This window comes from Kitasatospora sp. NPDC001175, from assembly GCF_053598215.1.
The window spans coordinates 57,488-82,847 of the sequence record NZ_JBSFJU010000016.1 but is presented as its reverse complement, the minus strand read 5'-3'; the positions used below and the strand labels follow the sequence as shown (position 1 = coordinate 82,847).

20 protein-coding genes are annotated in these 25,360 nt (G+C 72.1%); 12 read left to right on the top strand and 8 right to left on the bottom strand.

Annotated elements, in window-relative coordinates; genetic code table 11:
- Positions 1-41: 41 nt before the first annotated feature.
- The gene (locus ACWDAK_RS14670) at positions 42-890 is read left to right on the top strand and encodes a GNAT family N-acetyltransferase (RefSeq protein ID WP_427393560.1); all 849 of its coding nucleotides are present in this window, start codon (positions 42-44) and stop codon (positions 888-890) included.
- Positions 891-1,135: 245 nt separating this feature from the next.
- A complete protein-coding gene (locus tag ACWDAK_RS14665; protein ID WP_344638693.1) occupies positions 1,136-1,384 on the top strand; it encodes a hypothetical protein in 249 nt (82 codons plus the stop codon).
- 36 nt (positions 1,385-1,420) lie between these two features.
- On the opposite strand, the gene trhA is transcribed toward ACWDAK_RS14665, so the two are convergent.
- Positions 1,421-2,059, bottom strand: coding sequence for a PAQR family membrane homeostasis protein TrhA (gene trhA, locus ACWDAK_RS14660; protein ID WP_344638737.1), 639 nt, complete (start codon positions 2,057-2,059; stop codon positions 1,421-1,423).
- Positions 2,060-2,450: 391 nt separating this feature from the next.
- On the opposite strand from trhA, the gene ACWDAK_RS14655 reads away from it, so the two are divergent.
- On the top strand, positions 2,451-4,274 hold the full coding sequence (locus ACWDAK_RS14655) for a phosphoenolpyruvate carboxykinase (GTP) (RefSeq protein ID WP_344638692.1): 1,824 nt from the start codon (positions 2,451-2,453) through the stop codon (positions 4,272-4,274).
- Between the two features lie 183 nt (positions 4,275-4,457).
- Here the strand turns inward: ACWDAK_RS14655 and ACWDAK_RS14650 are convergent, their stop codons facing one another.
- Positions 4,458-5,672: a pyridoxal phosphate-dependent aminotransferase gene (locus tag ACWDAK_RS14650; protein WP_344638691.1), complete on the bottom strand. Its 1,215-nt coding sequence runs from the start codon at positions 5,670-5,672 to the stop codon at positions 4,458-4,460.
- Between the two features lie 79 nt (positions 5,673-5,751).
- Complete coding sequence (locus ACWDAK_RS14645; RefSeq protein WP_427393561.1) at positions 5,752-8,034, bottom strand: protein kinase domain-containing protein; 2,283 nt, start codon at positions 8,032-8,034, stop codon at positions 5,752-5,754.
- Positions 8,035-8,134: 100 nt separating this feature from the next.
- Here ACWDAK_RS14645 and ACWDAK_RS14640 point away from each other — a divergent pair, with 100 nt between their 5' ends.
- Together ACWDAK_RS14640 and ACWDAK_RS14635 are read left to right on the top strand one after the other, a co-directional pair.
- Positions 8,135-8,764, top strand: a complete 630-nt coding sequence (locus ACWDAK_RS14640) for an A24 family peptidase (RefSeq protein ID WP_344638689.1) — start codon at positions 8,135-8,137, stop codon at positions 8,762-8,764.
- A gap of 214 nt (positions 8,765-8,978) precedes the next feature.
- Entirely contained in the window at positions 8,979-10,436 is a 1,458-nt protein-coding gene (locus ACWDAK_RS14635) for a S41 family peptidase (RefSeq protein ID WP_427393562.1), read from the top strand.
- A gap of 102 nt (positions 10,437-10,538) precedes the next feature.
- Here ACWDAK_RS14635 and ACWDAK_RS14630 read toward each other — a convergent pair whose 3' ends face one another.
- On the bottom strand, positions 10,539-12,167 hold the full coding sequence (locus ACWDAK_RS14630) for a chitinase (RefSeq protein ID WP_427393563.1): 1,629 nt from the start codon (positions 12,165-12,167) through the stop codon (positions 10,539-10,541).
- A gap of 408 nt (positions 12,168-12,575) precedes the next feature.
- Here ACWDAK_RS14630 and ACWDAK_RS14625 point away from each other — a divergent pair, with 408 nt between their 5' ends.
- The 4 genes from ACWDAK_RS14625 (at position 12,576) to ACWDAK_RS14610 (ending at position 17,965) form a co-directional block, all read left to right on the top strand.
- The gene (locus ACWDAK_RS14625; protein ID WP_344638686.1) at positions 12,576-13,370 is read left to right on the top strand and encodes an isoprenyl transferase; all 795 of its coding nucleotides are present in this window, start codon (positions 12,576-12,578) and stop codon (positions 13,368-13,370) included.
- Positions 13,371-13,592: 222 nt separating this feature from the next.
- Positions 13,593-14,927, top strand: a complete 1,335-nt coding sequence (locus tag ACWDAK_RS14620; RefSeq protein ID WP_344638685.1) for a PhoH family protein — start codon at positions 13,593-13,595, stop codon at positions 14,925-14,927.
- A 481-nt stretch (positions 14,928-15,408) separates the two neighbouring features.
- Positions 15,409-16,113, top strand: a complete 705-nt coding sequence (locus tag ACWDAK_RS14615) for an aggregation-promoting factor C-terminal-like domain-containing protein (protein WP_449806468.1) — start codon at positions 15,409-15,411, stop codon at positions 16,111-16,113.
- A gap of 484 nt (positions 16,114-16,597) precedes the next feature.
- The gene (locus ACWDAK_RS14610; RefSeq protein ID WP_449806467.1) at positions 16,598-17,965 is read left to right on the top strand and encodes an AI-2E family transporter; all 1,368 of its coding nucleotides are present in this window, start codon (positions 16,598-16,600) and stop codon (positions 17,963-17,965) included.
- A 191-nt stretch (positions 17,966-18,156) separates the two neighbouring features.
- Here the strand turns inward: ACWDAK_RS14610 and ACWDAK_RS14605 are convergent, their stop codons facing one another.
- A complete protein-coding gene (locus tag ACWDAK_RS14605) occupies positions 18,157-18,693 on the bottom strand; it encodes an alkyl hydroperoxide reductase (RefSeq protein WP_344638682.1) in 537 nt (178 codons plus the stop codon).
- Positions 18,694-18,695: 2 nt separating this feature from the next.
- Positions 18,696-19,247 carry a peroxiredoxin gene (locus tag ACWDAK_RS14600; protein WP_344638681.1) on the bottom strand — a complete coding sequence of 184 codons (552 nt, stop codon included), beginning with the start codon at positions 19,245-19,247 and terminating at the stop codon, positions 18,696-18,698.
- Positions 19,248-19,381: 134 nt separating this feature from the next.
- On the opposite strand from ACWDAK_RS14600, the gene ACWDAK_RS14595 reads away from it, so the two are divergent.
- The 3 genes from ACWDAK_RS14595 (at position 19,382) to ACWDAK_RS14585 (ending at position 22,215) form a co-directional block, all read left to right on the top strand.
- The gene (locus ACWDAK_RS14595) at positions 19,382-20,323 is read left to right on the top strand and encodes a LysR substrate-binding domain-containing protein (RefSeq protein WP_427393565.1); all 942 of its coding nucleotides are present in this window, start codon (positions 19,382-19,384) and stop codon (positions 20,321-20,323) included.
- A gap of 87 nt (positions 20,324-20,410) precedes the next feature.
- Positions 20,411-21,487 carry an AAA family ATPase gene (locus ACWDAK_RS14590; protein WP_427393566.1) on the top strand — a complete coding sequence of 359 codons (1,077 nt, stop codon included), beginning with the start codon at positions 20,411-20,413 and terminating at the stop codon, positions 21,485-21,487.
- The gene (locus ACWDAK_RS14585; protein WP_427393567.1) at positions 21,484-22,215 is read left to right on the top strand and encodes an HNH endonuclease; all 732 of its coding nucleotides are present in this window, start codon (positions 21,484-21,486) and stop codon (positions 22,213-22,215) included. The genes ACWDAK_RS14590 and ACWDAK_RS14585 overlap by 4 nt, the downstream gene beginning before the upstream one ends.
- 83 nt (positions 22,216-22,298) lie before the next feature.
- Here ACWDAK_RS14585 and ACWDAK_RS14580 read toward each other — a convergent pair whose 3' ends face one another.
- Positions 22,299-24,083, bottom strand: a complete 1,785-nt coding sequence (locus tag ACWDAK_RS14580) for an ATP-binding SpoIIE family protein phosphatase (RefSeq protein ID WP_427393568.1) — start codon at positions 24,081-24,083, stop codon at positions 22,299-22,301.
- Between the two features lie 273 nt (positions 24,084-24,356).
- Positions 24,357-25,250: a class I SAM-dependent methyltransferase gene (locus tag ACWDAK_RS14575; RefSeq protein ID WP_344638676.1), complete on the bottom strand. Its 894-nt coding sequence runs from the start codon at positions 25,248-25,250 to the stop codon at positions 24,357-24,359.
- Positions 25,251-25,360 lie beyond the last annotated feature (110 nt).

Below are 25,360 nucleotides of genomic sequence, written 5' to 3'. Positions count from 1 at the left end.
ATCGAGCTGCACCGCGCTCCGGGCGGCGGCCATCATGAACCATGACGTGGACCCTGAGCTCATCGCTGGACGAATTCCGTTCCGCGGCCGGTACCTTCCTCGCCGCGCACCCCGCCGAGAACACCGTGCTGCTCACCCTGGTGGACCGTCTCGCCGCGGTCGGCTCCGACTCGCACGAGCAGCCCCCGCGCTTCGGCTGGTGGCGTCCGGGGCCGGGTGCGCCGGTCGCCGGGGTCTTCCTGCAGACGCCGCCGCGCCAGCTCAGGTTGGGGCTGACCCCGCCCCAGGCGGGAGCGGAGCTGGCCGAGCTGCTCCGGGCGCAGGGCGTGGAGCCGGGCGGGGTCGGCGGCGGGAAGGCGCCGGTGGAGGCGTTCGGCGCCGCGTGGTGCCGGGGCGGCCGTGCGACCGCGCGCGTCCGGACCAACGAGCGGCTCCACCGGCTGGGCGAGTTGGTCGAGCCCTCACCCGCTCCGGGCGGCCGGGCCCGGCCGGCGACGGTGGACGACCGGGAACTGCTGACCGACTGGCTCGCGGCCTTCGCGGCCGAGATCGGGGCATCGCATCCGGCCGACCTCGGGGCGATGGTCGACCGGCGGACCGCCCTCGGTGAGCTGCGGATCTGGGAGGACGGGGGCCGCCCGGTCTCGTTCGCCGGGGTCAGCCCGGTGCTCGCGGGGATGTCCCGGATCGCGCCGGTCTTCACCCCGCCCGAGCTGCGCGGCCGGGGCTACGCGAGCGCCGTGGTCGCGGCCGGTTCCGTCCACGCCCGCAGGGCGGGCGCCGAGGAGGTGGTGCTCTACACCGACCTGGCCAATCCGACCAGCAACTCGATCTACCGGAAGCTGGGTTACCGTCCGGTCGAGGACGGCCTGGTCCTGGAGCTCGGTTGATCCGGTCCGCCGGGCCACTCCCAGTCCCAGCGAACGGAGCGGCCCGGGGGCCACGGACCCCCGGGTCGCTCCTCGGGTCCGCTGACCGGAGGTCGCTGTCGCGGGCACTCGCCGGATCGCCTGCGGGTCGGTCCTCACACGGAATTGATGCAACGTTGATCCCCCGTTCGCCCCGGAGGGGAGGGACGCATGTCACCGTGGGTGGAGACGGTGTGGCATGCGGTCATGCGGCTGGAGGGGCGCCGATGGCGAGGGATGGGCAGCTCTGGGGGGCTGTGGCCGGGGTGGCGGCGGCGCTGGCGGTGGTCGGCGGCTATCTGGTCGGCGGGGAGCGGATGGTCTGGGTGGTGGCCGCCGCCGAGACCCTGGTGTTCATGGGCTGGGTGGCCCGCCGCTTCCGGGGCAGGGTACTGACCGGGCCCGCCGTCCACGGTCCGGACGCGGCCCACTGCGAGCGCTGCGCCCGCGCCCGCGCCCGGCTGGGGCGGCACTGACCGGAGCCGGAACGACGGCCCGCTCCTGCGGCGCCGTCAGCCGGCCGGGCTGTACGCGACCATCGAGACGCCGACGTACTGCACGATGAACGCGCCCAGGGTGAAGGCGTGGAACACCTCGTGGAACCCGAACCAGCGCGGTGACGGGTTGGGCCGCTTGAGCCCGTACACCACACCGCCCAGGGTGTAGAGCACACCGCCGACGATGATCAGGGTGAGGACGGCGGCGCCGCCGGTCCGCAGGAAGTCCGGCAGGAAGAAGACCGCCGCCCACCCGAGCGCGAGGTAGCAGGGCGTGTAGAGCCAGCGCGGGGCGCCGACCCAGAAGACCCGGAAGGCGATCCCGGCGAGCGCGCCACCCCAGACCAGCCAGAGCAGTATCCGGCGCCGTCCGCCGTGCAGCAGCAGGATCGTGAACGGTGTGTAGCTGCCTGCGATGATCAGGAAGATGTTCGCGTGGTCGAGCCTGCGCAGCACGGCCTCGCCGCGCGGGCCCCAGGTGAAGCGGTGGTAGACGGCGCTGACACCGAAGAGCAGCCAGGCGCTGACCGAGTAGACCGCGCAGGCGACCCGGGCAGCCGTCGACTGGGCCAGGCAGATCAGCACGATCCCGCCGGCGACCGAGGCCGGGAACATCCCGGCGTGCAGCCAGCCCCGCCATCGCGGCTTGACCATGCCGGTGACCGGATCCGTCGGAAGGGCCGCGGCCTGGTCCACGACCGCAGGCACGGCCGGGGCGGCGAGCGGCTCGGGGAGGTTCTCACAGGCCGTGCTCTGGTCGGCAGTCATGGCCAACATGCTACTTACGGAACCGTAGGTTACCAATGCGTAGAAAGTGGCCCTACTCACTTTTGGACGTTCTGGAGTGTTCGAGCCCGGCGTTCGAGGGTCGTGATCGTGCTCGCGGAGTCGCGAAACCGACCCCAAGTTCGACACTGTGGCGCAAAGCTTCCGTCAAAAGCGCCAAGGCGCTGTATTCGGGCTGACATGGCGGGGCTACGGTGTAACCACCCTCAAACCCCCGCAACGCCGTCTCCTGTCCGAGATGGCGTGAAACGGAGCGATCGTGTCGTACGAGAACTCTGCTCTCGCAACCGCGCCCACCCGCCACAAGGCCCTGCTCGCCTGGGTGAGCGAGATCGCGGAGCTGACCCAGCCGGACCGCGTCGAGTGGTGTGACGGCTCGGACGAGGAGTACCAGCGCCTCGCCGACCTGCTCGTCGCCCAGGGCACCTTCCGGAAGCTCGACGAGAAGAAGCGCCCCAACTCCTACTACGCGGCCTCCGACCCCTCGGACGTCGCCCGCGTCGAGGACCGGACGTACATCTGCTCCGAGCAGGAGAAGGACGCGGGGCCGACCAACAACTGGAAGGCTCCCGCCGAGATGCGCGAGATCTTCCAGGGCGAGAAGGGCCTGTTCCGCGGTGCGATGAAGGGCCGCACGATGTACGTCGTGCCGTTCTCCATGGGACCGGTCGGCTCCCCGCTGGCCGCGTACGGCGTCGAGATCACCGACTCCGCCTACGTCGCCGTGTCGATGCGCGTCATGACCCGGATGGGCCAGGCCGTGATCGACCAGCTCGGCGAGGACGGCGAGTTCGTCAAGGCCGTCCACACCGTGGGCGCCCCGCTCGCGGAGGGCGAGCAGGACGTGCCGTGGCCGTGCAACAGCACCAAGTACATCTCGCACTTCCCGGAGACCAAGGAGATCTGGTCCTTCGGCTCCGGCTACGGCGGCAACGCCCTGCTCGGCAAGAAGTGCTACGCGCTGCGCATCGCCTCGACCATGGCCCGGGACGAGGGCTGGCTGGCCGAGCACATGCTCATCCTGAAGCTCACCCCGCCCACCGGTGAGGCCAAGTACGTCGCGGCCGCCTTCCCGAGCGCCTGCGGCAAGACCAACCTCGCCATGCTCCAGCCCACCATCCCGGGCTGGAAGGTCGAGACCATCGGCGACGACATCGCCTGGATGCGCTTCGGTGCCGACGGCCGCCTCTACGCGATCAACCCGGAGGCCGGCTTCTTCGGAGTCGCCCCGGGCACCGGCACGGACACCAACGCCAACGCCATCGCCACCCTGCACAGCAACACCGTCTTCACCAACGTCGCGCTCACCGACGACGGTGACGTCTGGTGGGAGGGCCTCACCGACGAGCCGCCGGCCCACCTGACCGACTGGCGCGGCAACGACTGGACCCCGGAGTCCGGCACCCCCGCCGCCCACCCGAACGCGCGCTTCGCCGTCCCGGCCGCGCAGTGCCCGACCATCGCCCCCGAGTGGGAGGACCCGGCGGGTGTGCCGATCTCGGCCATCCTGTTCGGCGGCCGCCGTGCCACCGCGGTCCCGCTGGTGACCGAGTCCTTCGACTGGCAGCACGGCGTCTTCCTGGGCGCGAACATCGCCTCCGAGAAGACCGCCGCCGCCGAGGGCACCGTGGGCGAGCTGCGCCGCGACCCGTTCGCGATGCTCCCGTTCTGCGGCTACAACATGGGCGACTACTTCGCCCACTGGCTGAAGATCGGCGGCCAGGCCGACGCGGACAAGCTGCCGAAGATCTACTACGTGAACTGGTTCCGCAAGAACAGCGCGGGCAAGTTCGTCTGGCCCGGCTACGGCGAGAACAGCCGGGTGCTGAAGTGGATCGTCGAGCGGCTGGACGGCACCGGCGAGGGCGTCGAGACGCCGATCGGTGTGCTGCCTGCCGTCGAGGGCTTCGACCTCGACGGCCTGGAGATCCCGCAGGAGGACCTCGACCTGCTGTTCTCCGTCGACGCGGACATCTGGCGGCAGGAAGCGGCGCTGGTGCCGGCCCACCTGGAGCTCTTCGGCGACCACACGCCGACCGAGCTGTGGGACGAGTACCGAGCGCTGGTCAAGCGCCTGGGCTGACGGGCCCGGGTTTGAGGGGCCGCCGCCCCTACTCCTCACCGGGGGCGGCGGCGCTCAAAAGACATCGGCCGACGGCCGGAGCCCCGCTCCGGCCGTCGGCCGCTTCTCCGTCGCCCCGGGCGCCCGGATCCGACCCGCAAGGCTACGGGCAGCGCGAGTTCGGGGCCGTGTGCGGCCCGTCCCTCAGGGCTGCGTGTAGCCCGAGAGGAAGTCCCCGATCCGGGTGACCGCGTCGGTGATCTCCTCCGGGCGCGGCAGTGTGACCAGCCGGAAGTGGTCAGGCTCGGGCCAGTTGAAGCCGGTGCCCTGGACGATCAGGATCCGCTGGGCCCGCAGCAGGTCGAGCACCATCTGCTGGTCGTCCTTGATCTTGTACACCTGCGGGTCCAGCCGCGGGAACGCGTAGAGCGCGCCCTTGGGCTTCACACAGCTCACGCCCGGGATCTCGTTCAGCAGCCGGTACGCCGCGTCCCGGGACTCCAGCAGCCGCCCGCCGGGCAGCACCAGGTCCTTGATCGACTGCCGCCCGCCGAGCGCCGCCGCCACCGCGTGCTGAGCCGGCATGTTGGCGCACAGCCGCATCGAGGCCAGCACGTTCAGGCCCTCGATGTAGCTGTGAGCCCGCGCCCGGTCGCCGGAGAGCACCATCCAGCCGGAGCGGAAGCCCGCCACCCGGTACGCCTTGGACAGGCCGTTGAAGGTGACGCAGAACAGGTCCGGCGCCAGGGTGGCGAGCGGGACGTGCTCCGCGTCGTCGTAGAGGATCTTGTCGTAGATCTCGTCCGCGTAGACCACCAGCTTGTGCCGGCGGGCGATCTCGACCAGGCCCTCCAGGACTTCGCGCGGATAGACCGCGCCGGTCGGGTTGTTGGGGTTGATCACCACCAGCGCGCGGGTCCGGTCGGTGACCTTGGACTCGATGTCCGCCAGGTCGGGGTACCACTCCGACTGCTCGTCGCAGCGGTAGTGCACGGCGGTGCCGCCCGCCAGGCTGACCGAGGCCGTCCACAGCGGGTAGTCGGGCGCCGGGACCAGCACCTCGTCGCCGTCGTCCAGCAGCGCGGTCATGGCGAGCTGGATCAGCTCGGAGACCCCGTTCCCGAGGAAGACGTCATCGACCGAGAGGCCGTGCAGTCCGCGGTCCTCGTAGTGCATGACCACGGCGCGGCGCGCGGAGAGCAGCCCCTTGGAGTCCCCGTAGCCGTGGGCGCCGGCCAGGTTCCGCAGGATGTCCTGGAGGATCTCCGGCGGCGCCTCGAACCCGAACAGGGCCGGGTTCCCGGTGTTCAGCTTGAGGATGCGCTGCCCCTGGTCCTCCAGACGCATCGCCTCGTCGAGCACCGGGCCGCGGATGTCGTAGCAGACATTGGCGAGCTTGCTGGACTGGATGACCTGCATGTCTGAGTACTCTACGGTGCTCGGCCGCCGGCCACCTCGTGCTCTGGGCCACAGCCCGGTGCTCTCCCCTTATTACCGCCTACTCCGGCGGCAGCGCGTAGATGTGCGGGCCGAGCTGGGCGAACAGCCGCTTGCCGTCCGTGCCCAGGTACCAGTCGTCCGTCGAACCGCCCTGGACGGAGAAGGTCCAGCGCAGGCTCGCGCTCCTGACGTCCACCGCGAAGACCCCCGCGCCGAACGCGCCCGGCACGAACAGGGTGCTGCCGACCAGTACCGGTGCCGTCATCGCCGAGACGTTCCTGGGCAGCGCGCAGCGCCACAGCTCCTTGCCGCTGGCGGCGTCCCAGCCGCAGACCGAGGAGGTGCCGTCGCTGCCGTACACCACGCCCTTCACCGCGGCCACCGGAGTGAACATCCGCTTCTCGTCCGCCGGCACGGTGATCTTCCACTGCTGCCTGCCGTCGGAGAGCCGGACGGCCTGCAGGCCGGTCCGCTCGGTGAGGCAGTACGCCTGGGTGTCGTCGGCGGCGGCCGGGAAGGCGGCGGAGGAGCCGGTGTCGGCGTACCAGACCTGGGTGCCGTCCTTGCCGCTGCGGGCGACCAGGTTGTTGCTGGCGTCGGTGTAGTAGACGTTGCCGGCGGCGGCCAGGCCGGAGACGAAGGGGCTGGCGCTCTTCTTCCGCTCCTGGAACCAGAGCTCCCGCTGGTTGTCGAGCGAGACCGCGGCCACTCCGGACTTGGTGTCGCCGAACACCACCCCCTTGGGCGACAGGTCGGCCAGGGTGTAGACGGCCTGGTCGTCCGCGCCGAGCAGGCCGTCGGGGGCGAGCAGGTTGCCGTCGGTGTCCTTGCCCGCGAACGTCCAGCGCGGCACGCCGCTGTCCGCGGCGAAGCCGGTGATCTGGGTGTCGACCGCGGCGAAGACCATTCCCCTGGCGGTCACCAGGATGGTGGCCGGTACGTCCCGCCTGGCCCACCTCTCCTTGCCGGTCGCCGGGTCCAGCGCCACCAGGCCCTCGCCCTGCGGGCAGAGCACCCCGGCGACCAACAGTGGCGGTGCCGCCGACACGCGCCCCTGCACGTCGTACGTCCACAGCGGCTCCGGCGGCACCCCGGCCGGGCGGGACTGCTTCGGCACCGGCTGTGCGGTGGCGGTCGGGTTCTGCGCCGGATAGTGGTTCTGGTTCGGGGACAGTGCCCACACCGCACCGCCGCCGACGGCCGCGACCGCGAGCGCACCGCCGCCGAACAGGAAGGCCCGCCGGGACGGCCGGGGACCGGCCACCGGCTCGGTGTCGGGCACCGCCTGCGGGGGCTGGGGCGTGAACGAGGTCGGCGCGCCGTGCACGGACGGCGGATCCTGCTCTTTGGCGCCGCGACCCAGCCGCATGGTGCCGGGAGCGGGGGAGTGGTCCGCCCCGGTCGGCGAGTAGCCGTCCACCGATGCCGCGGCGGTGCCGCGCGCCGGGGTCTCCATGTCCATCACCTGCGCGGCGTGCTGCGCCAGCGCCCCGGTGACCGGTGCGGGCAACCAGCCGTGGCGCAGCACCGCCGCGGTGCCCTCCGGTGCCAGCAGTTCGGTGAGCTCCTGCGGGCTCGGCCGCCGCGCCGGGTCCTTGGCGAGGCAGGCCGCCACGGCGGGACGCAGTCCGGCGGGCAGCCCCGCCAGGTCGGGCTGGTCGTTCACCACCTTGTACAGCTGCGCGGCCGGTCCCGAGGCGGACTCGAACGGACCCTCGCCGGTGGCGGCGTACACCAGCACCGAACCGAGCGAGAAGACGTCGCTGGCCGGGCCGATCGGCTGCCCCGACGCCTGCTCGGGGCTCATGTAGCCGGGTGAGCCGACCACGATCCCGGTCCGGGTGACGCTGTCGCCCTCCATCGCCCTGGCGATCCCGAAGTCGATCAGTCGGGGTCCGTCGGCGGCCAGCAGCACGTTGGACGGCTTGAGGTCGCGGTGCACCAGTCCGACCCGGTGTACGGCGGCCAGCGCCTGGGCCAGGCCGGCGCCGAGTGCCCGTACCGACTCCTCGGGCAGCGGTCCGTGCGCCAGCACGGCGTCGGTCAGCGGGGGACCGAGTACGTAGGCGGTGGCCAGCCAGGGCGTCGGGCCGTCCTGGTCGGCGTCCACCACCGGAGCGGTGTACGTGCCGTCAACCGCGCGCGCGGCCTCCACCTCGCGTGCGAACCTGCTGCGGAACTCCCGGTCCTCCGCGAGCTCCGGCCGGACGACCTTGACCGCCACGGTCCGGCCACCCGCCGAACGGGCCAGGTACACCCGTCCCATCCCGCCCGCGCCCAGTCGGGCCAGGAGGCGGTACGGTCCGACCGCCTCCGGATCGGTGACCTCCAAGGGCTCCATGCACTGCTCCCCGTTCACAAGCTGATCCGCCATCACTGGCCGCTGGTTCCGCAGATGGTACGGGCCGTACGCTCGACCCGTTCGGGCGGAGGGGGCGGCTGTGGTCGGCGAACTGGTCGGAGCGGGGGGCGGTCTGCTCGCGGCACCGCTGCTGCGTGCGGCGGCGGCGCGCTACGCGGTGCCCTACGGCGAGCCGTGGCGCGCGCCCGGAGCCCCGGGCGGCCCCGGCCTCCTCCGGGTCGGGCTGGTCGCGGCCGGGACGGGCGCGGCGGTCGGCGCGGCCGCCCACTGGCCGCTCGTGCTGCCGCTGGCCTGGGCCGCCCTGTTCGGCGTGGTGCTCGCCTTCGTCGACGCGGCCGTCCACCGCCTGCCGGACGTCCTCACCCTCCCGCTCGCCCTCGGCACGGCCCTGCTGCTCGTCCTGACCGAACACCAGGGCGCCGTACTGCTGCGCTGCCTCTACGCCGCACTGGCGCTCGGGGCCTGCTACGGCGCGCTCGCACTGCTGGCACCGATGGGCTTCGGCGACGCCAAACTGGCCCCCTCCCTGGGCGCGGTCCTCGGTTGGTACGGCTGGAGCACCGTGCTGACCGGCTTCTGGTACGGCTTCGTGCTCGCCGCCCTGTGGGGCGGAGCGCAGCTGCTGGCCCACCGGATGAAGGGCGGCGACGCCCTGCCCTTCGGGCCCTGCATGCTCCTCGGCGCCCTGCTGGCGGTCCTCCTCCACTGACACCGGGCAGGGGTGCGCTCCCAAGAGGCGGCCGCCCCGGCACACCCGGGCGCCCACGTGGTGTACCCGGCGCATCCGTACGGGGGGTCCTGGCAGGGTGGTGCAGGCACCACCCGAACTCGGTAGCCAGCACCATCGCCACTCCGGGGGCGCCGTCGGGAGCATGGTCACCGGACGCCGTACGGCGTCAGGCCAAGCACGGGGAGGCTCGACCATGCCGCTCAGGAACTCTTCCGCCAGGACCGCTCTCACAGCCGCACTGCTCGTCATCACGGGCGGATCGGCCCTGGGCGCCCAGCCGGCGAGCGCCGCCGGCCATCCACCGGACGCCACGGCCTCCCACTGGGCGGACGGCACCTGGCGGATGGACGGCTACGGCACCGTCCTCACCATCGCGGGCGACCACCTCCAGACCTACCAGACCACCTCGATCAGCTGCCTCAAGGGCGACGACGCCCAGCGCTCGCACACCGCCCCGGGGTCGGTCACCTTCACCGGCCCCGACGCAACGGTCCTCACCGTCCGGGTACTGCCCGGCCAGGCCGGCGCGGCCCTGCACGTCGACGGCTCACCCGGCGATCGCATGCTGCACCGCGTTCCGTCCCTGCCCGCCGACTGCGGTCGGCCCGCGCCGGCCGATCGGGTGGCCACCTTCGACGTCTTCTGGCAGACGTTCGAGGAGAACTACCCCTTCTTCGCTGCCAAGGGCATCGACTGGCACGCCGTCAGGGAGCACTACCGGCCGCAGATCAACGCGCGGACCAGCGACGCCCAACTGTTCGCCGTCCTCAGCGAGATGGTCCGGCCGCTGTACGACGCGCACGTCTACATCGCGGCCAAGGGCACCGGTCGCTTCGCCCAGGGCCGCCCCGGCACGGTCGTGCCGAGCAGTGAGCTGGACGACCGGCTCCGTGCCTACATCGAGGAGCGCGACCTCGGCGGAGGGCAGCTGCGGTCCTACGCCAAGGGCCGGATCGGCTACGCGGACCTGCCGAACAGCCAGGGCTACCTCAGGATTTCCGGCTTCGGCGGCTACACGGACGACCCGGACGACAGCTACGCCGCCAACAGCGCCGAGCTGCAGCGGGCGCTGGACGACATCCTCACCCCGGAGCGCACCGCCCGGCTCAGCGGTCTGATCATCGACGTGCGGATCAACGGCGGCGGTTCCGACAGCCTCGGCCTGCAGATCGCCTCGCGGCTCACCGACCGCGGGTACCTCGCGTACGGCAAGGTGACGCGTGACGATCCGGCCGATCCCAGCGCGTTCACGCGTCCACAGCCGATCGTCGTCCAGCCCACCCCGGGTGCCCGCTACACCGGCCCGGTCGCGGTCCTGACCAGCGGGTCCACGGTCAGCGCGGGGGAGACGTTCACCCAGGCGCTGATGGACCGCCCTGGCGGCTCGGTGCGGATCGGCCAGTCCACCCAGGGCGTCTTCTCGGACGTCCTGGAGCGCACCCTCCCCAACGGCTGGCAGATCGGCCTGCCCAACGAGGAGTTCCGCACCCCCTCCGGGCGCACGTTCGACGGGCCGGGCATCCCGCCGCAGTACCGCGAACCGGTCTTCACCGACGAGGAGTTCGGCCGCCACCGCGACTCCGCCTACGACCGTGCGGTCTCCCTCCTGAAGAGCGGGGCCCGACCGGCCGCCGCGGCCCGACCAAGGTAGGGGCCGCGGTAACCGCGGCCAGGAGGCCCGCCGCACCCGGCGGGCACGACGGGCCTCGGCCGGGACACCGCCCCACCCTCGAAAGGCGGCGTCCCGAGGGGGTCACGGCATCGCGTGGACGTGGGCGCCCACGTTGGCGGAGAAGTCGTTGCCGTTGGCGGCGTCCCAGTTGGTCGACCAGCTCATCGCGCCGCGGATGGCCGGCCACCTGGCCGGCGGGACGAAGCTGCCGCAGTTGGTGCCGGTGGCCAGGCAGTCCAACGCGTGGTTCACCACGGTGGAGTCGACGTAACCGCCGCCCGCCGCCTTGCCGGAGGCGGGGACCCCGATGCCGACCTGGTCCGGACGCAGACCGCCCTGGATGTGGGTGCAGACCTGGCTGGTGATGAAGTCGACGGTGCCCTGGTTGTAGACCTTGCCGTCACAGCCGTTCATCCCACCGGAGTTGTAGAACTGGGTGTTGACGACGGTCAGGATGTCCCTGGTGTTCAGCGCCAGTTGGAAGTACGCGCCCGAGGTGCTGTACATCCCGATGGTCTCCGGTGCCATGGTCAGTACGAAGCCGGAGCCGACCTTGCTCTGCAGGGTGTGCAGCGCCTGTGCCAGGTGGACGGGGTCGACACCGTTCTCCAGGTCGATGTCCACACCGTCGAAGCCGTAGCTGCGGATCAGGGCGGACGCACTGGTGGCGAAGTTGTCGGCGGTGGCGGAGCTGTTCACCGTGACGGTGCCGTTCTGGCCGCCGACCGAAAGCACGACCCGCTTGCCCGCCGCGTGCTCGGCGGCGATGTCGGCCCTGAAGTCCGCGTCGGTGTAGCCGCCCAGCCTGCTCGCGAGCGCCGGGTCCAGGGTGAAGCCGATCGCGCCGGGAGTACCGGTCGCGTCCGCGAAGGAGACCGCAATGATGTCGTAGGCGCTCTGCACGTCGCGCAGCCGCTGCACGGTGGCGCCGTTGTCGAAGTTCTGCCAGTAGCCGGTCAGCAAGTGCGCCGGGAGGGGCCCGCTCGGCGGGGTGGCGGGCCCGCTCGGCGGGGGGCTGCCGGTCGGCGACGAACTCGGGGAGGAGCTCGGCGCCGGACTGGAGCTGCCGCTCGGGGCCGAGGTGGGGCTGCTGCTCGGCCCGCCGGGCGACGAGGACGGCGAGCTCGACGGGGAGGAGGAGGTGCTCGGGGCCGGCGTCGGGGAGGAGGTACCCGCAGGGCCGGTCAGCGTGATGTCGTCCGCGCCGTAGGCGCCCTGGCCGTACCAGCCGTGCACGTACACCGTGACGGCGCTGGTGCCGGCGCCGGTGGTGAAGGTCGTGCTGAGCTGGTTCCAGCCGTTCTGGCTGGACCAGGTGGAGGGGTCCGTGCCGCCGGTGCCGCTCACGCCCAGGTAGACGTACGGGCCCTGGACCCAACCGCTCAGCGTGTAGCGGGTGTTGGGCAGCACGCTGACGGTCTGCCGGCAGTCGGCGGTGTCCGAGCCGCCCGGAGTCCCCTGCAGGGCGTACGAGCCGGAGTGCGCCGGGGAGGAGACCGCGCTCGCGGTGCCGGCGCAGCTCCAGCCGGCGAGCGTGCCGGTCTCGAAGCCGCCGTTGGCGACGAGGTCGCCGACCGCCGCGCCGGCGCTGCCCGTGAACAGCGCGAGGCCGCCGCCGGCCAGGGCGAGCGCGGTGGTGCCGGCCGCGAGGGCCGTGGGGAGGGTGCTTCGGCGGCGCCGGTGGGACGGCGGCTGCAGCGTACGGGCCATGGAGGCGCTCCGTGGGAAGAGGGGAGCCGCCGCGGTGGGGGCGCGACGGCTCCGTGTGGGGGAGGGTGGTCCGCGGTAGGGCTGTCGGGGGCGGGGTCGGTACGCGCCGCCGTCCGCCGCCCTCACGCAGAAAACTGGACTAGACCAATGGTGGGCGTCAAGCATCCGGAACCCGACTTACGGCCCGGTTAAGGAACCGGTGACCGTTCCGTGTCCATGGCGGCCGCGACCGAGTCGGGGCCGCCCGCGACCACGGCCACATCGGATCCACATAGGGCCGAGGGTTTCTGTTCACTCTTGTGACAGGTTCGCTACGTGCGGTTTTACCTTCGTGCACCCGTGCGGGAGTAGGCTGCGGCGGGGGTTTTTAGTCGCACCGGGGGACCAAGCACGGAGGGGCCGAACGTCATGGGTCTGCGCGATGTGGTCGAGCGCACGCCGGGTCTGCGCAGCCTGCTGGACAACGCATACCGGCTCTACGGCCGCCGGGTCGAGGTGCACCTCGACAACACCCCGCACCACATCGGGGTCATTCTGGACGGTAATCGCCGCTGGGCGAAGGCGACCGGCGGGACCACCGCGTACGGGCACCAGCGCGGGGCGGACAAGATCAGCGAGTTCCTCGGCTGGTGCGACGAGACGCACGTCAAGGTCGTCACGCTCTGGATGCTCTCCACCGACAACCTCTCCCGCCCGGCCGAGGAACTGGTCCCGCTGCTCGGGATCATCGAGGACGCGGTCCGTGGGTTGGCCGAGGCCCGTCGCTGGCGGGTCAACCCGGTCGGCGCGCTCGACCTGCTGCCCGAGCACACCGCGGAGGTGCTCAAGCAGGCGGCCCAGGCCACCGAGCACGTCCAGGGCGTCACCGTCAACGTCGCCGTCGGCTACGGCGGCCGGCACGAGATCGCCGATGCCGTCCGCTCGCTCCTCCAGGAGCACGCCGGCCGGGGTACCTCGATCGAGGAATTGGCCGAAATCCTCACCGTCGAGCACATCGCCGAACACCTCTACACCACCGGCCAGCCCGACCCCGACCTGATCATCCGGACCTCCGGCGAGCAGCGTCTGTCCGGCTTCCTGCTCTGGCAGAGCGCCCACAGCGAGTTCTACTTCTGCGAGGCGTACTGGCCGGCCTTCCGCAAGGTCGACTTCCTCCGCGCGCTGCGCGACTACCAGCTGCGCCACCGCCGACTGGGCCTGTGACGGACGTCGGTTCCAAGCCGCCGGGGCGCTGAATCGAGTTCAGATCGTCTGCCCGTGAGGCGTTCGGGTAAACGTTCGCCGACAATGATCCGTCAGTTCCGTGCGGCGGGTATGCACCATGGTTCGCCTGGGAATACCCCAGTCAGACCGGTACCCCGGCCACCGGGGTCGCGGGGACCGGCTTGCCGCGGGTGACGCTGGGTCATCCGCTCGGGAGGCCTAGTGGTCAGTACCAAGAGCCGTCGGACACCAGACCGGCGCACGTACGTTCTCGACACCAGCGTGCTCCTGGCCGACCCGTTCGCCATGACGCGCTTCGAGGAGCACGAGGTGGTCCTCCCGGTGGTCGTGGTCACCGAGCTGGAGGCCAAGCGGCACCACCCGGAGCTGGGCTACTTCGCCCGCCAGGCGCTGCGCCTGCTGGACGACTACCGCATCCGCCACGGCCGGCTCGACGAGCCGATCCCGGTGGGCGACTTCGGCGGCACCATCCGGGTCGAGCTCAACCACTCCGACCCCTCCGCGCTGCCGGCCGGGTACCGCTCGGGCGGAGGCGAGGCGGACACCCGGATCCTGGCGGTCGCCCGCAATCTGCAGGCCGAGGGCTACGACGTCACCGTGGTCTCCAAGGACCTGCCGCTGCGGATCAAGGCCAGCTCGGTCGGGCTGTTGGCGGAGGAGTACCGCGCGGAGCTGGCGATCACCTCGGGCTGGACCGGGATGTCCGAGCTGCATGTGTCCGGCGACCAGGTGGACGCCCTGTTCGGGGCCGGCCACGACGTCGCGGTGGACGTCGACGGTACCGAGGAACTGCCCGTGCACACCGGCCTGGTGCTCACCTCGGAGCGCGGCCGGGCGCTCGGCCGGGTGACGCAGGACGGCCGGGTACGGCTGGTCCGGGGGGACCGCGAGGCGTTCGGGCTGCGGGGCCGCAGCGCCGAGCAGCGGGTGGCCCTGGAGCTGCTGCTCGACCCCGAGGTCGGCATCGTCTCGATGGGCGGCCGGGCGGGCACCGGCAAGTCCGCGCTGGCGCTCTGCGCCGGCCTTGAGGCGGTGCTGGAGCGGCAGCAGCACCGCAAGGTGATGGTGTTCCGTCCGCTGTACGCGGTCGGCGGGCAGGAGTTGGGCTACCTGCCGGGCAGCGAGGCCGAGAAGATGGGTCCGTGGGCCCAGGCGGTCTTCGACACCCTGTCCGCGGTCACCACCCCGGACGTGATCGAGGAGGTGATCGCCCGGGGGATGCTGGAGGTCCTGCCGCTGACCCACATCAGGGGGCGGTCGCTGCACGACGCGTTCGTGATCGTGGACGAGGCGCAGTCCCTGGAGCGGAACGTCCTGCTGACCGTCCTGTCCCGGATCGGCCAGGGTTCGCGGGTGGTGCTCACCCACGACGTCGCCCAGCGCGACAACCTGAGAGTCGGTCGGTACGACGGCGTGGTCGCGGTGGTGGAGAAGCTCAAGGGCCACCCGCTGTTCGCGCACGTCACACTCACCCGCTCCGAGCGCTCGCCGATCGCCGCCCTGGTGACGGAGATGCTGGAGGACATCCAGCCCTGAGACCGGCCCGAGCCGAACGGCGCGCCGGCCCGGGGCGCCCGGAGGCGAACGGGTGGTCAATGACACGCCACACCGGGGCAAATTACCCTAAAACTGGATCAAGGGACCTGCCGCATAGCGGCAGGTCCCTTGGCTGTCACCACACCTGACTGTCCCTTCTCTGGAGTACCGGCAAACCCGCTGCTCGCGGGAATTGTGAGATGCGCCACGCAACCGGGAATTGCGTAGACACGTCCTGGTGCGGCATGGTGAGGGTTCTGTCAGGCCCCGCGTACGGCACAACTCGCCCGGCAACTCCGGTCGGCGGGCGGACAACTGAACACCGCTTGAGCCGTATGCCGCCCGATCCACACGCCTGTCCGACTCAGTCTCGGCCCGGCGCCGGGCCCGAGTCTCCCGTGACCAGCACCTGTGGGGACCAGCGCCAAGGGGCATGTTGCGTCCGAACGGTCACGCGCGGGCGATGCTGGAAGGAAACCATGTGACTCGGATCTCGGTCCGGGGAGTCGCTGTGGCCTCTGCCACCGCGGTCACCGCTGTAGGTGCCGTCGTCGGCGTGGCGTCCGGTAGCGAGGGCAAGAACACCCAGACGGTCGACGTCGCAGGTGCCACCCTGCTCGCCGACGTCCCGACGGGCGCTCACGCACAGACCGTCAGTGACAACTTCAAGCAGCAGGCCACCGCTCAGGAGGCAGCCGCCGACCAGGCCGCGCAGGAAGCCGCCGCCAAGAAGGCCGCCGACGAGGCCGCGCGCCAGAAGGCCGCCGCCGACGCCCAGGCGAAGGCCGACGCGGAGAAGGCCGCCAAGGCCGCCGAGGAGAAGCGGCAGGCCGACGAGGAGGCCGCGAACCGCGCCAAGGCGCGGACCGAGATGGCCGCCGTCGTCGCCACCGACCCCGGCTCGGTCCAGGCAATGGCCGCCTCGATCATCGGCGACTCCGGCCAGTTCCAGTGCTTCAGTCAGATCGTGAAGCGCGAGAGCGGCTGGGACTACACCGCGACCAACGCGAGCTCCGGTGCGTACGGCCTGGTCCAGGCGCTGCCGGGTTCGAAGATGGCCTCGGTCGGCTCGGACTGGCGGACCAACCCCGCGACCCAGATCAAGTGGGGCCTGAACTACATGAACGACCGCTACGGCTCGCCGTGCGGCGCCTGGTCCTTCTGGCAGGCGCACCAGTGGTACTAGGAGCGCAGCCGCTTCGCCGAGAGGCCCCCGACCGTGGTCGGGGGCCTCTCGGCGTTCCGCGGGCCCGGAGGTCCTGAGTGCTGCCGGGGCCGGACACGCCGCGGGTCGGACACGCTTCGCGCCGGAAGAGCTGCGGGCCGGAAAACTGCGGGCCGCGCCGCCCAGCGCTGCGCTGACCATGACGCCGGTGGGCGGTGCGGTCCAGATGCGGACGCGGGGGCCGGGGAGGGTCCTGGTTTGCCCCGGCACCGGCCGGTCCGCCGACAGTTGGCCCTCTGTTACACCCGACCCCTCCCCGTGGAACCGCGGTCCGAAACCGCCGAATTATCCGATATTGAGATAATTTTTGCCGCTGTGACATTGAAGATTCCCCGCGCCCACCTCGCTCCAACGGCGAAACCGATCCGTTCGGGCGGGTAGCGTCGTCCCTGACAGCCGTGACGGGGATGACCGACGGCGTAGCAAGAGCCGATCGGGGAGCGGTGTGTCGAAGGTGGCGCGGGGCGCAAGAGTGCTCGCGGTGTCGGGGGCTGGAGCCCTCGCCTCGCGACTGGTGGCGGCACTGGCAGAACGGCGCCGGGCTGCCCGCGCCGTGGAGGAACAGGTAGCGGACCCGGACGACTTCCTGCTGTCCATGGAGCAGGTCCCGGCACCTCGTTCCCCGCTGCCGGACGGATCCGAGCGGCGCTCCGGGGCCGAGCGGACCCAGGCGCCGTACGGCCGTGAAGGCGTCGTACCGGGCCGTCCGGCGGACCCGGTCGACGCGGTGCCGTGGACGCTGCGGGTGGCGGCCGAGTGCACCTGGCGGCTGCTGCTGCTCGCGGCGGCTCTCTACCTGGTCTTCCGGGTGGTGGACATGCTGCGGCTGGTCGCCTTCGCGGTGCTGGCCGCGTTGCTGATCTCCGCGCTGCTGGAGCCGACGGTCTCCTGGCTGCGGCGGCACGGGGTGCCCCGCTCGCTGGCGGCGGCGGCGACCTTCCTCAGCGGTCTGGCCGGGATCGGACTGGTCGGCTGGTTCGTGGTCTGGCAGGTGTCCACCAACCTCAACTCGGTCACCGGGAAGGTCCAGGCCGGTGTCAACCAGTTGCGCGAGTGGCTGGTCACCGGGCCGCTGCACCTGACCCAGCAGCAGATCAACGACTTCGCCAAGCAGATCACGAACGCGATCGGCACCAACTCGGACCAGATCACCTCGGCCGGGTTCACCGGTGTGACGATAGCGGTCGAGGTCCTCACCGGCGTCCTGCTCGCCGCCTTCACCACCTTCTTCCTGCTCTACGACGGCGCCCGGATCTGGAGCTGGCTGCTGCGGGGCCTGCCCCGGCACTCCCGTTACGCGCTCGCCGGTGCGGGCCCGAAGGCGTGGGCGACCCTCACCGCGTACGTGCGCGGCACCGTGTGCGTGGCCTTCATCGACGCGCTCTGCATCGGCATCGGCATCCAGCTGCTGGGCGTACCGCTGGCGATGCCGCTGGCGGTGATCGTCTTCCTCGGGGCGTTCGTGCCGCTGGTCGGCGCACTGGTCACCGGCACCATCGCGGTGCTGATCGCACTGGTGACGCAGGGGCCGTTCATCGCGCTGATGGTGCTGGTCGTGCTGGTCGCGGTGCAGAACATCGAGGGGCACCTGCTCCAGCCGCTGATCCTCGGCCGTGCGGTCCGGGTGCACCCGCTGGGCGTGGTGCTCGGTGTGGCGACCGGCTCGATCATCGGTGGGATCGGGGGCGCGATCGTGGCCGTCCCGCTGATCGCGGTGACCAACACCGTCGTCTCCCACCTGCGCCAGCGCAACGCGGCCGGCCAGCAGGTCTTCGAGGCCCTCGAAGCCGCCCGCGGGGCGGCCGAACGGTAGGGCCGTACTGCCGGGGCGCGAGCAGCGCCCTGCAGACCGCGTCCGGACGGTGCGGAGGCCCACTCGAGAGAACGCGGAAGGCTCACCGGGCGGCACGAAACGGCCGGGGAGACTGCCGGGTTCAGCCAAGAGAACGCGGGAGGCCCTGCCGGACGATGTGTCCGGCAGGGCCTCCTGCGTTGTCGCGTGCGTCAGAGCGCAGCCAGGACGGCCTCGGAGTCGAGGGTCGCGGCAACGGCCTGGACGACGGCGGCGATCTTCATCGACGCCTGGACGGTCGCGGCGTCCACGCCCGCCTTGCGCAGGACCTGCTCGTGCGAGTCGAGGCACTGGCCGCAGCCGTTGATCGCGGAGACCGCGAAGCACCACAGCTCGAAGTCGGCCTTCTCCACGCCCGGGGTGCCGATGATGTTCATCCGCAGCCCGGCGCGCATGGTGCTGTACTCGTTGTTGGAGAGCAGGTGCAGCGTCCGGTAGTAGACGTTGTTCATGCCCATGATCGAGGCGGCACCCTTGGCGGCGGTGTACGCCTCCGGGGTCAGGTTCGCCTTGGCCTCGGGCTCCAGCTCACGCAGCACGGCGGCGCTCCGGGTGGCCATGGCGCAGGCCAGCACGGTGCCCCAGAGCTGCTGGGCGGGGAGCTCGGAGTTGCCGATGACCGCGCTCAGGTTGAGCTTGAGGTCCTTGGCGTAGTCCGGCAGGGCCGCCTTCAGTTCGTCGAGGGCCATGATCAGCCGGCCAGCAGGGCCTGGGCGTCGAGGGTCTCCTCGCCCTTGTTCCAGTTGCAGGGGCACAGCTCGTCGGTCTGCAGGGCGTCCAGCACCCGCAGGACCTCCTTGGGGTTACGGCCGACGGAACCGGCGGTCACCATGGCGAACTGGACCTCGTTGTTCGGGTCCACGACGAAGACGGCGCGCTGGGCCAGGCCGTCGGCACCCTCGACGCCGCAGGCGCGCATCAGGTCGTGCTTGACGTCGGCCAGCATCGGGAAGGGCAGGTCACGCAGGTCCTTGTGGTCCTTGCGCCAGGCGTGGTGGACGTACTCCGAGTCGCCCGAGACGCCGAGGATCTGGGCGTCACGGTCGGCGAACTCCTCGTTCAGCTTGCCGAACGCGGCGATCTCGGTCGGGCAGATGAAGGTGAAGTCCATCGGCCAGAAGAAGACGATCTTCCACTTGCCCTCGTAGGTCTTGTGGTTGATCTGCGCGAAGGCGTTCGCGGCGTCCAGGTCGACGCAGGCGTTGAGTTCGAACTCGGGGAACTTGTCACCGATCGTGAGCACGTTCGCTTCTCCTGTGTGATGCGATTGCGGGGAGGGCCGTCCGGATTGCGGACGGATCCCAGCCTGACACACCGCTCACTGATCGGGGAAATAGCTAGACTCGATCCATCTGATCGGAGAGAGCTATCAGTATCTTGCGCCACCCCAAGTCCCGCACCCCGACCATCGCCCAGCTCAAGGCCTTCCTGGCGGTAGCCGAGCACCTGCACTTCCGCGATGCGGCCACCGCCGTGGGCCTCAGCCAGCCGGCCCTCTCCGGCGCGGTCGCGGCGCTGGAGGAGACGCTCGGATCACAGCTGGTCGAGCGTACGACGCGGAAGGTCATCATCACGCCACTGGGGGAGCGGGTGGCCGAGCACGCGCGCCGGGTGCTCGCCTCGCTGTACGACCTCACCGAGGAGGTGGAGGCGGCCCGTCGCCCGTTCACCGGCCCGCTGCACCTCGGCGTGATTCCGACCGTCGCCCCGTACCTGCTGCCCGGCGTGCTCAGGCTGGTCCGCCGTAGCTACCCCGACCTGGACCTGCACGTCCACGAGCAGCGCACCCCCTCGCTGCTGGAGGGGCTCGCCGCCGGTCGGCTCGACCTGCTGCTGCTCGCGCTCCCGGCCGGCGGGGCGTCACCCACCCGCGACATCCCGCTGTTCGACGAGGACTTCGTGCTGGTCACCCCGCCCGACCACGAGCTGGCCGGGCGCACCGGCGTACCCCGGGACGTGCTGCTCGACCTCGACGTGCTGCTGCTGGAGGAGGGCCACTGCCTGCGCGACCAGGCGTTGGACATCTGCCGTGAGGTCGGTGCCGACACCTCGGGCGGCTCGACCAGGGCCGCCGGGCTCTCCACCCTGGTCCAGCTGGTCGCCGGAGGGCTCGGCGTCACCCTGCTGCCCGCCACGGCCCTGGACGTCGAGGCCGGTCGCACCGACCGGCTGGCCACCGTCCGCTTCGCCGACCCGGCCCCCGGCCGCCGGATCGGCCTCGCCACCCGCCCCGGCTCGGCGCGCAGTGGCGAGTACGAGCGCTTCGCCGCCTCGCTGCGCGAGGCGCTGTGCGATCTGCCGGTCCGCATCGTGTCGTGACCCGGCGGTCCACCGGGGCCGTTCGAGCGGCTCTGCCGACGGGTACTCAACCCATGCACCGTGCCGATCGGTTGAGGGGTGGTCGTCATGTACGTCGCCAGGATCGGGATCGAGAACATCGGGGGCTTCCAGGGCGAACGCAGCCTCGACCTGGAGCTGACCAGGCCCGACGGCTCGCACGCCGGCTGGACGGTGTTCGCCGGGCCGGGCGGCTCGGGCAAGACCGCGCTGCTGCACGCCGTCGCCCACGCGCTCGGGCACGGGCCCGACGACCCGTCCTGGCTGGGCGAGGGCGAGGTGCGGATCACCGGCGCCGGGGCGGACGAACTGCGCTGGCGGCTCAGTCGGACCGAAGGTGGCTGCACCGAGCACCGTTCGGGCCCCGCCGCGGGCGCCGGGGCCGTCGCCACCCGCCTCCACGACTCGGCCGGCCTCGCCGCAGGCCTGGACTGGCTGGCCGGGCAGCGCGGCGACTCCTTACTCGCACTGCTCGGCGACGGACTGCTGCCCGACGGCCACCGCATCGCCCGGATCGACCCGGACGGTCTCTGGGTCACCCGGGGCGGCAGCACCCTGCCGGCGGCCGCTCTCGGGGAGGGCGTCAGGAGCGTCCTCGCCCTCGTCCTCGACCTGCTCAGGAGCGCCCAGGCGGCCGATCCGGACGAGGAGTTGGTGATCGACGGCGAATCGCCCACCGCCCCCGCGCCCGGCCTGGCCCTGATCGACGAGGCCGAGGCCCACCTCCACCCCGCCCGGCAGCAGTGGCTCGGCGAGTGGCTGGTCGCGCACTTCCCCGAGGTCCAGTTCCTGGTCACCACCCACAGCCCCTACATCTGCCAGGCGGCCGATCCCGGCGGCCTGGTCCGCCTGCCCGGTCCCACCGAGCAGGCCCCGCCCTACGTCCTGGACGAGGACCTGCACCAGCGCATCGCCTACGGCAGTGGCGACGACGTCGCGCTCACCGAGCTCTTCGCCCTGCCCAGCGCCCACTCCCCGCAGGCCGAGGAGGAACGGCAGCTGCTGATCGCGCTGGAGCGCAAGCTGTACACGGGCAAGGCCTCCAAGACCGACATCGCCGAGTACCACGCACTCGGTGCCCGCCTGGGCAGTCCGCTCACCGCCCGGGTCGACGAGACCCGCTCACGACGAGGCGGCAACAGGTGATCCCGCTCCAGCGCCCGCAGCTGCGCGGCAGACTGGCCGCCGAGCTGACCCGGCGCACCGAGGTGCTCCGTACCTCCGGGGCGACCACCGCCACCGGACGGGCGGCCTGGCGCGACGCCCGCGACACCAAGGCCCGGCTGCGCACCCTGCTGCACGGGATGGCCCCCGGTCTGGTCCGCTGCATGTACTGCGGCGACAGCCTCGGCACCGACATCGACCACTTCGAGCCGATCGCCCGCGCCCCGCTGCGCACCTTCGACTGGCACAACCACCTGCTCGCCTGCGCCTACTGCAACAGCAACCTCAAGCGCGACCAGTTCCCCTGCGACCCCGTCACCGGTGCCCACCTGCTGATCGACCCCTCCCGCGAGGACCCCGCCGACCACCTGCTGCTCTATCTGGAGTCCGGTGCCTATCAGGGACTGACGGCCAAGGGGCACACCACCATAGACGTGTTCGGCCTCAACGCCCGCGGCGAACTGGTCCGGGGGCGGCGGCTGGCCTTCACCGTGGTCAAGGCGCTGCTGCGGGAGTGGCACCAGCACAGCGGCGTGTCCCCGGCGACCGCACGGGAGTTGGCGGACGCCCTCGCGATGCTCTGGCAGGCCGACGTGTTCCGCGCGGTCGTCCGACTCGCCCGGACCCCGTCCCTCGCCGAAACCGTCCTCGGCCCGGACGCCCATGCGGCGCTCGGGCAACTGGCCTGCCTGGACGAGCGGTTCACCTGACCGTCCGGGGCGCCCGGGTCGGCGCGGTCAGCCGTACGCCTTCGGCGCGTGCAGCCCGCGCAGCCTGCCGCGCTCCGGCCGGCTCACCGGCCGCGTTCGGCCGGCCGGGGGAGCCGCTGCTCGAACCAGACGACCTTGCCCGCGCCGAGCCTGGTCGCGCCCCAGCGGTCCGCGCACCTGGCCACTATCTGCAGCCCCCGGCCCCGTTCGTCCTCCGGTCCGACCCGCTGGGCCCGGGGCAGGACGGGGCTGTCGTCCCCGATCTCGCAGCGCAGCACCGAAGTCCGGACCAGCCGCAGGGTGACCGGCCGAGTGGCGTGCTGGATGGCGTTGGTGACCAGTTCGCTGACCATCAACTCGGTGCTCTCGGACAGTGGTTCGAGTCCCCAGCGGCGCAGCGCGTGCCCGGCCAGGCGGCGGGCCCGGCCGGGCGTCTCGTGCCGGGGCTGGAGGTACCAGTACGCGACGTCCTCGGCCGGGATGCCGTCGAAGGCGGCGGCCAGCAGCGCGATGTCGTCGGCCCGGTCGCCGGGCGGGAGGATCCGCAGCGCCTCCTGGCAGAGCTGCTCGGGCGAGCGCGGCTCCGCGTTGCCGAGGCGGCTGCGCAGCACCTCCAGGCCGGTGCCGATCGGGCGGCGCCGGGATTCGACCAGTCCGTCGGTGAAGAGCAGCAGCGCGGAGCCGGGCGGTGCGGGCAGCTCGACCGACTGGAAGTCGACCCCGCCGACCCCGATCGGCGCGCCGGGCTCCAGGTCGAGCAGCTCGCTGCGGCCGTCCGGATGGATCAGGACGGGCGGTACGTGTCCGGCGTTGGCCAGCACCACCCGGTTCGCGATCGGGTCGTAGACCGCGTACACGCATGTGGCCAAGTGCTGTTCGTGGCCCAGTCGTTGGGCCTGTTCGTCGAGGTGGTAGAGCACCTCGTGCGGCGGTAGGTCGAGGGCGGCCAGGGTCTGCGCGCTGGTGCGCAGCTGGCCCATGATCGCGGCCGAGGTCAGCGAGTGGCCCATGACATCGCCGACGATCAGGGCCATCCGATTGCCCGGCAGCGGTACCGAGTCGTACCAGTCGCCGCCGACCTGGGCGCCGCTCTCGCCGGGCAGGTAGCGGTGCGCCAGCCGGACGCCGTGCCGCTGCGGAAGACGGGCGGGCAGCATGCTGCGCTGCAGCTCGTCGGCGATCTCCCACTCGCGGGAGTAGCGCAGCGCGGTGTCCACCGCGAGCCCGGCCTGGGTGGCCAGGTGGGTGGCGGTGGCGGTGTCCGCGAGATCGAAGGCGGTCGCGGCGTCGAAGGCGGCCGTCACCGGGTCCGCCACGGCGGGCTGCTGCGCCGGGACCTTGCCCGGCCGGCGGATCAGCAGCAGGAGTCCGAGCGCCGCCTTCCGGCCGCGCAGCGGCAGGGCGAGCAGCGCCGTGCCCGCCGCCAGCCGGGCCATCGTACGGGCGCCGTACAGCTCCTCCAGCAGCGGGCGCAGCCCGGCGGCGGACGGGGTGCCCAGGACCACCGGACCGGACGGCAGCTGCTGGCGGAGCGTTCGGGCGAGCACTCCGTCCGGCTCCACCCGGAGGGTGGGCGAGCGGCGGCCGAGCCGGGTGCCGTGGGCGTGGTGGATCCGCAGGGCGGTCGGGCAGCCCGGGTCGCGTTCGAGGTTCGGCAGCGGGTCGCGCAGGTGCACCACGGCGGCGTCGGCCAGCGCCGGGACCACGACCCGCCCGAGGTTGCGCAGGGTCGCCGTCAGGTCGAGCGAGCTGTTGATCCGCCGGGCGGCGCTGTCCAGGTACGCCAGGCGCTCGGCGATCGGCCGGCGTCCGGCCGGGGTCTGCGGCGGGATGGTGGCGGCGGGCGGTGCGGGCGGGGGAATGGTCATGGGTGTCATCGAGGGTGGCGAGCGGCGCTGGGTGGGCACGGTGGGCGGCTGCCCGGTCTGGGGCTGGTAGTGGTCGCGCACGGGCTGCCCGTTCCGGTAGGTCGTAGGAGTCTGGGGGAGTTCAGCGATCCGGTGGCCGATCGTTCGTGTTTCTCGATGTGTCCCGCGGGCGGTGGGCCCCGCGGGCGGTGGATCCTCGGTCGGTGGGCCTCGGGCGCCGGGCCGCGGCCGGGTGCCTCGCCGCCCGGCCCGCCGGTGGATCCACCGCGGCCGTCAGCCGGTCCGCCGACACCGCAGGAACAACTGCTCCTCCGGCGGCAGGGTGGTGCTCGCGGGGGCGTACGGGTGGCCCGAGTGGCCCTCGACCGTGAAGCCGGCCTCGGCCAGGGTCTGCTCCAGCTCCTCGCGCAGGTAGCCGCTGATCCTGATCTCGTGCCCGAGGAAGGGCAGCGGTGCGTAGTCGAGGTCGGCCTCCACCATGCCGAGGGCCAGCAGCCCCCCGGGCCGCAGTAGGTCGCGGATCCGGGCCAGCACCACGGGTATCTCGTCCTGGGGCAGCAGGATCAGCGAGAAGAAGGCGACCGCGGCGGCGAGGCTGCCCGCCGCCTCCGGGCCCAACTCCGGTACGCCCCAGGCGTGTACGGCGCGCGGCGTGGCCAGGTCGTACATGTCCATCCGGTGGTACGCGGCCGCCGGGACGGTGTGGCGGGCCAGGGCGAGCATCCCGTCGGAGAGATCGACCCCGGTCACCCGCAGGCCGCCCTCGGAGAGCTGGCGGATGGTCGGATCCCCCGTGCCGCAGCCGATGTCGAGGACAGGTGCACCGGGCTCGAGTTCGGCCAGCAGCCAGTCTCCGCACTCCAGCTGGCCGGCCTTGGCGGGGAAGACCTCGCCGTAGCGGGCGCCGATGGTGTCGAAGGCCACCGCCTGCAGCGCGCGCTCGGTGCGGCGCCGGCTCTCCCGTTGATCGGCGTTGCGGCCGGCGCGGTCGTCCGCGTGCGGGCCGGTCTGCCGGGTGGTTGGCCGACCGGTCTGCCGGTCGGTCGTGCGGCCGGAGTTCCGGGCGGCCGCGTGGTCTGTCTGCCGGGCGGCCGTATGGTCGGTCTGCTGGTCGGCGGAGGCGGGCCCGCGGCTCTGGGCGGGATCGGATATCTGTCCGGTCGTCACGATTTCGAGGCACCTTTCCACCCTGGCCGCAGCACGGCCGCGGGACCGGCGGCCGCCCTCGGCCCCCGGCCTCGCCACCTGCTGCGGTCCGCCACGCTCCCGCGTCACTG